Raw genomic sequence first — 12,855 nt, forward strand, 5'->3', positions numbered from 1 at the left:
GGCGCACCATAAAAAAGCCCCACCTATAGTGGGGCAAAACTTCCATCGCTTATAGTTATAGTGATAATTCTGTTGTTCTATTCGATTATCTAACCTGCGTTTCAGTTAGTGTGTAAAGGTATCTAATCGCTTAAATACCACACGTAAATCGTCGATTAACCGAAGTCACCGTTTACGTAACCTTTAGTACGATCATCTTTTGGTTCACTGAAGATAACGCTGGTTTCGTTATGCTCTACAAGCTCTCCCATTAGGAAGAAAGCCGTGCGGTCTGAGATACGACGCGCTTGCTGCATTGAGTGCGTTACGATAACGATAGTGAAGTCTTTCTTCAGATCTTCCATCAATTCTTCAATCTTGTGTGTCGCGATTGGGTCTAGAGCCGATGTTGGTTCATCCATCAGGATTACATCTGGTTCCATTGCAATGGTACGTGCGATACATAGACGCTGTTGTTGACCACCAGACAGACCAAATGCATGCGCTTTAAGACGGTCTTTTACTTCATCCCACAGTGCAGCACTGCGTAGCGAGCGCTCAACCACTTCATCGATGTGTTTTTTGTCTTTGATACCTTGAGCACGTAGGCCGTATGCCACGTTCTCGTAGATGCTCATTGGGAACGGGTTTGGCTTTTGGAATACCATGCCTACGCGGATACGTAGGTCAGCGACATCGATATTACCGTAGATGTCAGTGCCATCCATATCCAGCTTACCCTTAATCGTAACGCCTTCAATTAGGTCATTCATGCGGTTCAAACAACGCAATAGTGTTGATTTACCACAGCCAGACGGGCCAATCAGAGCAGTAACCTGGCGAGTTGGAATTGGCAGGTTGATAGATTTAAGCGCTTGGTTGTCGCCGTAAAACAGATCTAGGTTCTCAATATCAAATTTATTCATGTTCGTAATCTCTAAATTCTTAAATTCGTGTCTAACTTGATGCTTTCTTTATCACGGGGGCTCGCTTTATTTATGAGCCAGCTAATGAGCTTAGTAAGTTGCCGTGTTGAAGCGTCTCGCAATCAGTTTTGTAACCATGTTGATCAAGAGAACCAGTACGATTAGGACTGTCGCCGTGCCGTAGGCTTGGTTCCACTCATCGATAGTAAATAGCTCTGTTGTCAGCTTATATAGGTGAACCGTTAGTGTACGGCCAGAATCGAATACCGACTCAGGAACACGTGCCACCATACCTGCTGTTAAAAATACAGGTGCTGATTCGCCAATTACACGACCAATACTAAGAATGACCGAAGTTAAGATACCTGGCATTGCGCTTGGTAAGATCAAACGCCAGATAGTGTAGATTTTTGAAGCGCCAAGGCCGTATGAGCCTTCGCGGTAAGTTTGTGGCACTGCCATCAATGCTTCTTCTGTAGTACGAATGATTACAGGAAGAATCAGGATACTTAGCGTTAGTGCACCCGACAGAATCGAGAAGCCAAGACCAAGAATCGAAACAAAGAAGGTCATACCGAACAGACCAAAGATGATCGATGGGATACCAGCTAACGACTCAGTACAGAATCGAATCACTTTCACCAATCGGCTACCTACTTTCGCATATTCAGTTAAGTATATCGCCGTCATGATGCCCAGTGGCGCGGCTACCGCAATCGATGCGATTACCATGTAGATCGTGGCAATGATCATTGGGAAAATACCACGTTCTTCACCAGTACGAGTGTAATCGTCAGTGATGAAGTTCCAATCTACGTATTGCAGACCGTTCGATAGGATGTACCAAATAATCCAGAATAAGAAACCAACGGTTACAGCTGCAGCTGCCCAGATAAAACCTTTTAGGATGTTATCTTTGGTTTGACGTGCTTGTTTTAGTTTTACGCGATCCATATTACTTATCCTCGCCTACTTCGCTTTTTCACGGTTAAGATAAAGTAGAGCACCATTTAACATCATGATGAACACTAGAAGTACAACACCTGTTGCGTACAGTGCGTTAGCGTGAACGCCACTTGCGTAAGACATTTCAATTGCAATGTTTGCTGTTAGCGTACGAGCAGAGTCCAAAATGCCTTCTGGCATTGCTGGCGCGTTACCCATAACCATGATGATTGCCATCGTTTCGCCAAGTGCGCGGCCGATACCCAAAATCACACCAGTCATAATGCCTGAACGTGCAGCAGGAACGAGTAGCTTAAAAATCGTGTAGATTTTCGAAGCACCCAGTGCAAGTGAACCTTCTTTGTATGTGCGAGGTACAGCACGAATCGAAGTTTCAGAAACCGTGATAACGGTAGGAAGAATCATGATACCCAGAACAATGATACCCGCCAGGATAGTGTTACCCGCTGGTACTTGGAAAACGTTCTGAATCATTGGAACGATAATTACTAGACCGAAGAAGCCGTAAACTACCGACGGGATACCCGCTAGAAGCTCAACTGCTGGTCGAATAATATCTGCAAGACGCTTTGGAGCAATCTCAGCAATAAAAATAGCGGTTAATACACCAACTGGTACACCAACAACTACAGCTCCAAGTGTCGAAACAATCGATGCAACAATCATAGTTGCAACACCGAATAGAGCTGGAGGTAACCAGTCAACACCCAGAACGATGCCAGAAACACCGGCCTCTTGGAATGCAGGGATACTCTCTGCAACGATAAAGTAAGCGATAACGGCTAGTGATACGATGCCGATTACAGCACTCGATAAGAACAAGCCGTGGAAGATTCTTTCTCTCCAGTCGATGCGCTTCTTAGCACGTAGACTTGGCTTGTTGATTTGAGTCGCTTCAGTATTCATAAGCTTTTCACTATTTGCGATGGTCATATATAAAATCTCAAACTTTGTGGCTCAATAAGAGCTCGAAATAAACAAAGTTGAAAGAAAAGGCTCAGCCTAAAGCAGGCTGAGCAATAATTAAGATTGAGTCAGTTAAGATTAGTTAACTGTGATGTAGCCTTTCTTACCAGCGATAGCTTGAGCTTCATCTGCAACCATCCAATCTAGGAATTGTTGAGTTTCAGCTGTTGGAGCGCCTGCTTTGTAAAGAACTAGGAATGGACGAGCAACTTTGTAAGAACCGTTCTTAACGTTGTCTACAGTCGCAGCAGCGCCGTCGATAGTTAGAGCTTGAACAGATTCGTCAACTGTACCTAGAGAGATAAAGCCGATAGCGTATGGGTTGCTTGCTACAGAAACTTTAAGTGCGCCGTTACCGTTTGCAACTTGTGCACGTTGAGAGATAGCCGATACTTTCTTATCGCCAATCTTCTTCTTAAGCTTCATGATGTCTTCGAATGCACCACGTGTACCTGATGCAGTATCACGAGTGATTGCTACGATTGGCTTGTCAGCACCGCCAACATCTTTCCAGTTAGTGATGTCGCCTTTGTAGATTGAAGTGATTTGCTCAGCAGTAAGAGCAGATACTTCGTTGTTCGGGTTAACAACAACTGCGATACCGTCACGAGCGATAACTAGCTCTTTCAGGTCAGCTGTTTTCTCTTCTTCTTTTAGGTCACGAGAAGAGATACCAAGGTCAGCACTTCCATTTTTTGCTGCTTTGATGCCTGCAGAAGAACCTGGTGCTTGAATTTCGATGAACACTGGTTCGCCTTTATTCATGTAGGTTTCTGCAAAAACTTCAACCAGTGGAGAAGCACTGTTAGAGCCAACTACAGAGATAGTTTCTTTAGCTGAAGCTGTATTCACTGTTAGAGCGCCTAGTAGTGCGATTGCACCGATAACTGTCTTTTTCATCACAAATTTCCTTTAGTGGCGTTATTGCCGTAATGTTTTGCTTGAACGAGGCCTACTTTAGAATCCGAATGTGACAGTTGTGTTTCACTTAATTGAAGCCTATATGACAACTACAAATTAATGGATAATTTCTCTCCTACTCGATGAATTGATAGTCGCGCCCCCATCAGATGCAGTTAGTGAATGCAGGTCTCACCATCGTTTGAGCACCAAAAAGCTAGATTTCCTTCCCTATTTATATCGAATACTAACCAATATATTTCTCTATTTATCAATCAATTAGCCCTAACACGATGGATAAAAAGATCCACCTTTATCGCCATTTAGAACAATAAACAACCATCTATATCAAATACCTATCGCATATAACGAAATCAAAGCCGTTATTGATTGAATTGTCAGTCTCATTAGTTAGAATCGCCAATTAATTCTAATAATAATAATTCTCATCTATTTGTTTTATTCAAGAAGGACATTACATGCGCCAACTTCTCAGTGGCTTATCAATCAAAATACAAATTCTTATACCCGTACTATTTTCCGTCGTTTTACTTTTAGCCGGTGTCATTATCGGTAGTGAAAAGCTAGAAAGTGCATTCAAAGATGTATCAGTAGCGACCGACCAATTAATCTTACATAAAGAAGAACTAAGCGAAATCGTCGACAACAGCTATGGCATGCGCATCAAAGCGATTTACAGTCTATTCAATGCTGATGACGTAAAAACACTGGTTGAAACACTAAACCAAAAACGCGACCAAAATACTCGCCTACTGAATTCATTAGACACAGTGCCAGGCATGCAAGATGAAGTGGCCGCGATGAACAAAGCGATGAATCACTATGTCGATTTTTCTCGCACCACCATGCTTCCTCTATTAAGAGCGAAACACGGCGATGCATCACTCTCGTCAGATTTTGAAAACCGCTACCAGATCGCAATCGACCAATACCGACATGCGGGTAATGAAATGGTGCAAGCGATCAACACTCTGTCTAAGAAGCTGAACTTGCTTGCCACTCAAGAAGTCGACATCAACGGCCAGCAACACGCTAGCACACTGACTACTGCGACCATTGCACTGTTGGTGATCCTGTCTGTAGCACTAATTATCAGTTGGACGCTGGCTGGCATCATTGTTAAGCCGATCAGCAACATTCAAGAAACCATGCGAGAAGTAGCAAAAGGTAATTTGTTGGTTAAAGCAGAAGAGTATGGCGACAACGAAATCTCACGCCTAGCGCAAGACGTAAACCAGTCTGTTGAACAATTGCGTGACACGGTAAGCTCGCTGTCTCGAATCAGTATCGAAGTGGCTTCTGCGTCGACAGAATTAGCGGCTGTAATGACACAATCGAGCGTTAACTCAGACCAAGAGAAGCAAGAGGTGGAGCAAGTCGCTTCTGCTGTGAACCAACTTGAAAGTACTGCATCGCACGTTAATGAGAATGCAGTACAAGCTGACTCAGCGTCTAAGCAAGCTGACGAAATGGCAACACACAGCATGAGCTTGTTTAATGAAAGCAACAAAGCAAACGAACAGATGGCGATTCAGCTAAGCGAAGCTGCAAATGTTGTGGGTACGCTAAAAGAGCACTCTGAACAGATTGGTAAAGTGATTGAGGTGATTCAAAGTATCTCTGAACAAACTAACCTGTTGGCGCTTAACGCAGCAATTGAAGCCGCTCGCGCGGGTGAAAGCGGTCGTGGTTTCGCAGTGGTTGCTGATGAAGTTCGAATGCTAGCGGCACGTACACAAGATTCAACCAAAGAGATCCAAACCATCATAGAAGGTTTGCAGGTTCAATCCGGTAACGCGAATGAAAGCATGAGCAGCTCACTGGCTATGCTGGAACACAACCAAACTCTTGCAGGTGAAGTAAGCGCGGCGCTTTCAGGCATTGCTAACTCGGTAACGGACATGACTGAGATTAATACTCAGGTTGCCTCTGCCGCTGAAGAGCAAAGCCAAGTAACCTCAGACATCAACCGTAATATCTCAAATATCTACAGCTTAGTAAGCCAAAACGTAACCGGCATTACTCAAGCCGCTGCAGCAAGCCACGAGCTATCTAACCTAGCAGAACAACAGAAGCAGCAGTTGGATTACTTTAAGGTATAGGCTTCAAGGTACGAAGTTCAAGGCAAACAGATTCAGGCTGTATGCTCTTTAGAACTCGCCGATAAACAAAAAGCCAGCCATCATGGCTGGTTTTTCGCTTTTAGACACTACTGGCGAGATTCAGCCGCTCGAATTCTTTCAATCGCTTCTACCCTTCTAAGCTGTTCTGGTAGGAAATGTTCAGTCCTAAGTTGCGCAATCTTCTCTTGTTGTTCGGTTTTTGATAGGAATGAATCTTTCAAGACATCATTTCGTTCTGCGAAGTAGACCTCTAACGAGTCTTCAAAGGCCGCTCTTTGTTTATCAAGTGCTTCAAGTCTCTGGGTTGCTTCTTCACCGACAAGTTCGCTTCTCTTTAAGTATTTACCCTGTTCATCGAGACCTTCAGAGCTAGAGAGCTGTTGGAGTAACACCTGATTCTGGTGACTCGACTGAACATAATCAGGTTGCTCAGATAGATAGGATTCGAGTCTTTGTTGGTATTCTTCATCCTCTAATCCCTCCTGTTTCAGAAGTAACTTTTCTAAGGCGATTTCTCTCATTCTGTTGTCGTGCGTAAACAGAATACTTATCTCGCTCTCACTGAAAAACTGAGCTTGGAGGTCAAGGAGCGCTTGATTGAGTGCACGTAGATCATCAGCGGAAATGGATGTGGTACCGAACTGCACGTCCAACGATGTCAGTGCCGACTTATACTCAAGATATTTGGCAAACAGTGCTTCATCAACCACGGTTGTTGATGCTTGTTCGTGGTGTTTCGCCACGTTGTCTCGAATATCTTCAAGGGTTAATTCTGCATTACCTGACACGAAATATTCCATCATGTCTTTTGCTGATGCGTTATCGATGTCGGTATCTTGCTGAGAGGTGACTTTCAATGAGGAGACGCGTTGTTCGTCGTCAGTATGTGTATATTGATTATTTAGATATAAAAAGACCGCCGCTGTGCTCATCAGGGCTATCGTGGTTATCGACAAAATGGCGGTCTTTTTCATCATACTTCCCTTGTTTTCTTGTTAAACGGCTTTGCAGACTACAAGCCAGCCAACTTCAATCGATTGGCATGCTGACGATATAGAGTTACAGGATCTGTCTCAAACAAGTGGTGAATTCCCAATAACCCATTAATCTCATCTAGGTGGTTCATTTTGTAATCATCACCAATCACTTTGCCCAAATGCGCGCTGCATGCTCCTACTAAGCCATCATTAGGTTCGTTGAAGGCTAAGCCTAGGATTGTCATCGCTCCGTCGGTAGGATCAAGAAGGTTGGTAAAAGTGGAAGACCCTGTCCATGAATAGTAATAAACGCCGTTACTTGCTTGCCACTCACCATCGCCACACTCAGACGTCGGAACGCCCTCAGGGTAAAACTGGTTGAAGGCTAGCGAGCCTTCTGTGGTCAATGCTTCAAGAGAAGCGAGGCCGTCTTGGTCGAGATCCGTTCCACCAGATAAAAGGTTAATCAGTGTCGTTAATCCACCTGCTAATTTAACCGCGATACCTTCTGTGACAGAGCCTTCAGATACGTTCCCTCGAACGAGATCAGCGACCTTAGAACCTTTATGTACACCGCCAATACTGGTCACTGAAGCAACAAGATCAGGTCGAACTGACGCAACATAACGAGCCGTAGGCCCACCGTGGCTATGACCAACCAGATTCACCTTACTTGCTCCTGTTGCAGCTAACAGCGTTTCAACTTGGCTGAGTAACTGTTCACCACGGACCTCTGAACTGTTGGTTGCAGAGATCTGAGCGACATATACGTTCGCGCCATCTTTGGTTAGGGATTCAGGTACGCCATAGAAATAGTCAACGCCCGCTAATGTATCGAAACCAAACAGACCATGTACCAACATAATGGGGTATTTCGTTTCAGTGTATCCGCTGGCTTCTAATGCTGATGCGCTCGTTCCGGCATATACGCCAAAACTGGATAGGCAGGCTATCGTCCAAATTAATATCTTTTTCAATGCTCTTTCCTTAAACAGATTAGACCTCTGATGAGTAAAAGAACCGTAGATGATGATTTTATAAAACAGAAAGTAACGACTTCATATTTGTGATGGCGAACTTGAATTAAACAGGTGCGATGAACATCAGGCAAACAGAATCAGGAGAAAAAACATAAGCAATTGATTAAATTAACATTTAACTAAGGTTGATGAGATTGTTCTTTCAATATCCCGACTCAAATATCAATTCAACATTCTCAATAAACCAAAATTATTCGACAAATAACCGTTTGGAAACAGGTATTTTTCAACCAAAAACTCGTTGATAACTTGATGCTTATTCCATTAACGACACACCATAACCCTGAATATATTGACGCTAATTATTGATTTTAGATATAGGTCGTACCAGTTATTTACTTATCCACTTATCCACTTATCCACTTATCAAGCAACAGCGTTTCTGTTTGGCTCATCTAAATATAAAAGAGAATACAGTGATGAAAAATACGGCTTTAATACTCACGTTAGCCCTGCCTTTTGGCGCTTATGCCGCTGAAGACTCAATACCAACACCTGAATCGATTACATCTGCACAAGTACTCAGTGCACAAGGCTCAGAGACCTATTCATATGTTAGATGTTGGTATCGAACCGATGCCTCTCATGACTCCCCAGCCACCGACTGGAAGTGGGCAAAGAAAGAGAATGGTGATTACTACACGATCAACGGATATTGGTGGTCTTCCGTTTCATTCAAAAACATGTTCTACAGCGATGCCCCGCAATCGGAAATTAAACAACGTTGCGAACAGACGCTCGACATCCAACATGACGCCGCTGACATCACCTACTTTGCCGCAGATAATCGCTTCTCTTACAACCACTCAATCTGGACCAACGACAACGCTTTTCAAGCCAGTAGCATCAATCGTATTGTCACCTTTGGTGATAGCCTGTCCGACACTGGTAATCTATTTAATAGCTCACAATGGGTTTTTCCGAACGCAGATTCGTGGTTTTTAGGGCACTTTTCGAATGGTTTAGTCTGGACGGAGTATTTAGCAAAAGCGAAAGATGTCCCTCTGTATAACTGGGCTGTGGGTGGCGCCGCAGGTACCAACCAATACGTGGCATTGACTGGTGTTTATGATCAAGTCACCTCTTATCTGACCTACATGAAAGTCGCCAAAAACTATCGTCCGGAAAACTCACTGTTTACTTTAGAGTTTGGCCTCAATGACTTCATGAATTACAACCGAGAAGTCGCCGATGTAAAGGCTGACTTTAGCAGCGCGCTGATCCGCTTAACAGAATCTGGTGCGAACAATATCCTGCTGTTCACCTTACCCGATGCAACCAAAGCCCCTCAATTCAAATACTCTACCGAACAAGAGATAATAAAAGTTCGTGGCAAGATCTTAGAATTCAACCAGTTCATCAAAGCTCAAGCCGAGTATTACCAAGGTATGGGGAAAAACGTGGTGTTGTTCGATGCAAGTGCGTTGTTCGCCAGCATTACCGATAACCCAGAACAACATGGCTTTCGAAACGCGAGTGATGCTTGTCTTAATATCAATCGAAGCTCAGCCGCGGACTACTTGCGAAGCCACAGCTTAACCAATGACTGTGCCACCTATGGTTCAGACAGTTATGTATTTTGGGGCGTGACACACCCAACTACAGCTACTCATAAATACATTGCCGACCACATCTTGGCGTATTCGTTCTCGACGTTCAATTTCTAACTAAATATCGAAAAGTAATGGCTGAGCCAAGGTCGAGATACAAAAAAACCGCCTAATATTGGCGGTTTTTATTTATGTCAGTTTTACTAGCAAACGCTTTAAAACTGGCTGGTGATTACTCGTCGTCCACTTTTGGTGCGACTTTCTTCTTAGGGATAAACACGGTATCACCCACGGCCACATTTTGGTGGAAGCTCTTATCGCGCTTAACTGGTTTCTTCGGCGTTTTCTTCGCTTGAGTGTTGGTCTTCTTCTTAGCAGGACCGCCTTTAGCAAACGCAGGTTTACGTGGCTTAATGCCTTTGAATTTACCTTTTAGGCCTTCAAGTACAGAGAAGGTCAAATCTTGTTGAAGGTAAAGTTCAACACGCTTGAAGCTGTCCCAGTCTTTTGGACCAACCAAAGAAATCGCATCGCCTTTGTTACCCGCACGGCCAGTACGACCTACACGGTGCACGTACTCTTCCGTATGCTTAGGCATATCAAAGTTGATAACGTGGCTCACGTTTGGAATATCAATACCACGTGAAGCAACATCGGTAGTTACCAAGATCTTGTAAACCGCACGCTCGAACTGGCTCATAATAGCATTACGTTGCGTTTGGTTTAGGTTACCACTCAGTGCTACCGCTTTAAGCTTCTTCTCGTTCAACTTATCTGTTAAACGGTCAGTATCAGCGCGTGTTGCTGTGAAGATCATTACCTGACGGTATTCAGCTTCTTCCAGTACACGGTCTAAAATCGCTTCTTTGTGATCTAGGTGATCACATAAGTAGAATTTCTGTGTGATATCTAAGTGTTGCTCGTTAGAAACACCAACAGAGATACGCTTAGGTGCGTCTAGCATTTCATTTGCAATGCCATTTACTTCAGCGTGATCTAACGTTGCAGAGAACATCAACGTTTGACGACGACGGTGTTTAGCTGCATTGGCAATGCGACGAAGTTCTGGAGCGAAACCCAGATCAAGCATACGGTCCGCTTCATCAAGGATTAGCGTTTCAACACCATCTAGGAACAATGAACGATGTTCTAGGTGGTCAGCAAGACGGCCTGGAGTCGCAACGATAAAACGAGGGTACTTACGCAGTGCTTTAACTTGGTCGTTAAAGTTCTCACCACCTAAGATAAGCGCCGCTTCATAAGACAGACCACCAAGCATGCTACGCAGTTCGCCGTAAACTTGCTTCGCTAGCTCACGAGTAGGAGCCAAAATTACACCACGAGGATCTTTAGCAGAAAACGCTTTTGTTTTTAATGCTTTATGTATCATTGGCAACACAAACGCCAATGTTTTTCCTGATCCCGTTTTTGATGAAGCCAATAGATCCTTACCAGCAATAGCAACAGGGATCGCTTTTGATTGGATCTCTGTCGCCTTCTTGAAGTCGTAATGTTTTAAGTTCTTCAGTAAGCGGTTATCTAAGCCTAAATCTTTAAAGTGCAAAGGACTCTCCAGTCATGATGGTATTGAATAAAATTAATTTAACGTGACATGATACCGCGAAAGTACTTTATAAGGATAGAGATCACAGTAAATTTATCCCTTTATCTATCTTTAGCTAGAACAACGTATGCATTGCTAGCAAAGGGATAGCTCTCCAAAAACACCTTCAAGTCGTCTCTAAATCCTTCATCTCATAAATGAGACACAACGTGATACTTAGCTAATTAACTCAAAAATTTAGCAATTTCTTTAGTTATTGTTTTTGCAGTTAAAAAATTAGTCGCTACAATCATTAATGAAGCGACTATATGATAAAGAATGTATAGCGCATCTTTTGATGATAAATAAGCAAGGAGTTCTTATGAATAAGACGTTAATCGCAGCTGCAGCATCAGTTTTCATTTTAGCCGGTTGTTCTTCAGAACCAGAAGAAGCTGCAGTGTCAGAAATGGATCAACTAACTAACCAAGTGGCTCAACTTACAAGCGAAGTTGAAGCACTTAAGAGTGACAAAGCAGCCGCAGAAATGAAGGCTCAAGAAGCAGAAGCAGCCGCTATGGCAGCGAAAGAAGAAGCGGATCGTGCTAACGAACGCATCGACAACATCGCTGAGTCTTACACTAAGTAGTTTGAGATCTAATCGCGATTAAGCTGTAGATTAAATAAGTCGCAAAAAGCAGTATATAGACAGCACCACTTCTTATCGGATGTGGTGCTTTTTTTGGGTGACACTAATGCGAGTAAACAAGATAAAACCGCCCCTTGTTGCAGAAGAGGCAATCGAATTAAAACTCAATCACAGGTGGTGCTATCTCTACAGGTACGCCGTTTTGAGCAAAGATAACCGCTTTCGCCTTTGAATTTGGCAGTTCTGCGTCTTCAAGCCACCATTTTAGTTCCACAGGGATCTGTAATGATTTCTTTGAACCATCACTTCGAGTTAATGGCTCGTGCGCTTCTACAAACACACTTCTATCAGGCTCTAATGACACCTTAATCGGCTCATTGATAATGGTGACCTGTTCACCACGGTTCACTTGCTCAAACAGCCACTCAATGTCTTTAGGTTCCATTCGGATACAACCAGAGCTAACTCGTAAACCTATCCCGAAATCCTTGTTTGTACCATGGATCAAATAGTCGCCAGCGCCATAAGCAAGCCTCAAAGCGTACTCTCCCAATGGATTTTCCGGCCCGGCAGGAACCACTCTCGGTAATTCAATGCCCTTTTCAAGATACTCGTTGCGGATTGAATTTGGTGGCGTCCATGTTGGATTCGGTCTTTTTTGGCTTATCTTGGTGATCATCTCGGGAGTATCACGCCCCACTCGACCAATGCCGACAGGGAAAACATGCACCTGATTTTTCTCAGGCTCAAAGTAATACAACCTTAACTCAGCAAGATTGATGACAATCCCCTTTCTTGGGGTGTCAGGCAAAATCAAGCGGCTTGGAATGCTTAACACATAGCCTTCCGCGGGAAGAAAAGGATCCACCCCTTTGTTGGCTGCCATTAAAGAGAGAAAACCAATATCGTATTGCTTGGCAATGATGGCCAAGGTTTCGCCCGCCGCCACTTCATGCTGCTGGATTCTGCCCACAATGCGGCTTTCCGTTGGTGGCAATTCAAAGGTTGCAGCAGACACCCACGATGAAGCTATCCCGCTGGCAAGCAAAGTAGTTCTTACAACAAGCGACGCCGCCCTGTGGAGTCGTGTTTTCATTGACTGCAAAGGCGTCGAGTTAACGCAATACGACATACAAATCCTTGGTTTGTCTTTTATCAAAGTTTAGATTATCTCTGATCAAACGTCTCTACAACGTATTGTTGTCTCGAAACTAA

11 protein-coding genes are annotated in these 12,855 nt (G+C 43.7%); 3 read left to right on the forward strand and 8 right to left on the reverse strand.

The features are described 5' to 3' along the window. Window positions 1-155 precede the first annotated feature (155 nt). From pstB to AB4161_RS05820, 4 genes are all read right to left on the reverse strand, one after another. Window positions 156-905: a phosphate ABC transporter ATP-binding protein PstB gene (gene pstB / locus AB4161_RS05805; protein ID WP_004737715.1), complete on the reverse strand. Its 750-nt coding sequence runs from the start codon at window positions 903-905 to the stop codon at window positions 156-158. Window positions 906-995: 90 nt separating this feature from the next. Next, the gene (pstA, locus tag AB4161_RS05810; RefSeq protein WP_017064256.1) at window positions 996-1,859 is read right to left on the reverse strand and encodes a phosphate ABC transporter permease PstA; all 864 of its coding nucleotides are present in this window, start codon (window positions 1,857-1,859) and stop codon (window positions 996-998) included. A 15-nt stretch (window positions 1,860-1,874) separates the two neighbouring features. Then, window positions 1,875-2,804 carry a phosphate ABC transporter permease subunit PstC gene (gene pstC, locus AB4161_RS05815; RefSeq protein ID WP_017064255.1) on the reverse strand — a complete coding sequence of 310 codons (930 nt, stop codon included), beginning with the start codon at window positions 2,802-2,804 and terminating at the stop codon, window positions 1,875-1,877. A 111-nt stretch (window positions 2,805-2,915) separates the two neighbouring features. Next, window positions 2,916-3,737, reverse strand: coding sequence for a phosphate ABC transporter substrate-binding protein (locus AB4161_RS05820; protein WP_017064254.1), 822 nt, complete (start codon window positions 3,735-3,737; stop codon window positions 2,916-2,918). Window positions 3,738-4,216: 479 nt separating this feature from the next. Here AB4161_RS05820 and AB4161_RS05825 point away from each other — a divergent pair, with 479 nt between their 5' ends. Then, on the forward strand, window positions 4,217-5,860 hold the full coding sequence (locus AB4161_RS05825; RefSeq protein WP_372082996.1) for a methyl-accepting chemotaxis protein: 1,644 nt from the start codon (window positions 4,217-4,219) through the stop codon (window positions 5,858-5,860). A 107-nt stretch (window positions 5,861-5,967) separates the two neighbouring features. Here AB4161_RS05825 and AB4161_RS05830 read toward each other — a convergent pair whose 3' ends face one another. Together AB4161_RS05830 and AB4161_RS05835 are read right to left on the reverse strand one after the other, a co-directional pair. Next, on the reverse strand, window positions 5,968-6,855 hold the full coding sequence (locus AB4161_RS05830) for a lipase secretion chaperone (RefSeq protein WP_372082997.1): 888 nt from the start codon (window positions 6,853-6,855) through the stop codon (window positions 5,968-5,970). A gap of 38 nt (window positions 6,856-6,893) precedes the next feature. Further along, window positions 6,894-7,835, reverse strand: coding sequence for a triacylglycerol lipase (locus AB4161_RS05835; RefSeq protein ID WP_137001439.1), 942 nt, complete (start codon window positions 7,833-7,835; stop codon window positions 6,894-6,896). Window positions 7,836-8,317: 482 nt separating this feature from the next. On the opposite strand from AB4161_RS05835, the gene AB4161_RS05840 reads away from it, so the two are divergent. Beyond that, a complete protein-coding gene (locus tag AB4161_RS05840) occupies window positions 8,318-9,565 on the forward strand; it encodes an SGNH/GDSL hydrolase family protein (protein ID WP_372083027.1) in 1,248 nt (415 codons plus the stop codon). A gap of 115 nt (window positions 9,566-9,680) precedes the next feature. On the opposite strand, the gene AB4161_RS05845 is transcribed toward AB4161_RS05840, so the two are convergent. Further along, the gene (locus AB4161_RS05845) at window positions 9,681-11,012 is read right to left on the reverse strand and encodes a DEAD/DEAH box helicase (RefSeq protein ID WP_017061883.1); all 1,332 of its coding nucleotides are present in this window, start codon (window positions 11,010-11,012) and stop codon (window positions 9,681-9,683) included. Window positions 11,013-11,373: 361 nt separating this feature from the next. On the opposite strand from AB4161_RS05845, the gene AB4161_RS05850 reads away from it, so the two are divergent. Next, on the forward strand, window positions 11,374-11,640 hold the full coding sequence (locus AB4161_RS05850; protein ID WP_017061882.1) for an Lpp/OprI family alanine-zipper lipoprotein: 267 nt from the start codon (window positions 11,374-11,376) through the stop codon (window positions 11,638-11,640). A 157-nt stretch (window positions 11,641-11,797) separates the two neighbouring features. On the opposite strand, the gene AB4161_RS05855 is transcribed toward AB4161_RS05850, so the two are convergent. Beyond that, the gene (locus AB4161_RS05855; RefSeq protein WP_029235199.1) at window positions 11,798-12,772 is read right to left on the reverse strand and encodes a L,D-transpeptidase family protein; all 975 of its coding nucleotides are present in this window, start codon (window positions 12,770-12,772) and stop codon (window positions 11,798-11,800) included. Window positions 12,773-12,855 lie beyond the last annotated feature (83 nt).

Origin of the sequence: Vibrio sp. 10N.286.51.E5 (assembly GCF_041469125.1) — a bacterium.
In the GTDB taxonomy this organism is placed as follows: domain Bacteria; phylum Pseudomonadota; class Gammaproteobacteria; order Enterobacterales; family Vibrionaceae; genus Vibrio; species Vibrio crassostreae_C.

Coding starts and splice junctions, on each gene's coding strand:
- pstB (WP_004737715.1), bottom strand. CDS start 905: ATGAATAAATTTGATATTGAGAACCTAGATCTGTTTTACGGCGACAAC.
- pstA (WP_017064256.1), bottom strand. CDS start 1,859: ATGGATCGCGTAAAACTAAAACAAGCACGTCAAACCAAAGATAACATC.
- pstC (WP_017064255.1), bottom strand. CDS start 2,804: ATGACCATCGCAAATAGTGAAAAGCTTATGAATACTGAAGCGACTCAA.
- AB4161_RS05820 (WP_017064254.1), bottom strand. CDS start 3,737: ATGAAAAAGACAGTTATCGGTGCAATCGCACTACTAGGCGCTCTAACA.
- AB4161_RS05825 (WP_372082996.1), top strand. CDS start 4,217: ATGCGCCAACTTCTCAGTGGCTTATCAATCAAAATACAAATTCTTATA.
- AB4161_RS05830 (WP_372082997.1), bottom strand. CDS start 6,855: ATGAAAAAGACCGCCATTTTGTCGATAACCACGATAGCCCTGATGAGC.
- AB4161_RS05840 (WP_372083027.1), top strand. CDS start 8,318: ATGAAAAATACGGCTTTAATACTCACGTTAGCCCTGCCTTTTGGCGCT.
- AB4161_RS05850 (WP_017061882.1), top strand. CDS start 11,374: ATGAATAAGACGTTAATCGCAGCTGCAGCATCAGTTTTCATTTTAGCC.
- AB4161_RS05855 (WP_029235199.1), bottom strand. CDS start 12,772: ATGTCGTATTGCGTTAACTCGACGCCTTTGCAGTCAATGAAAACACGA.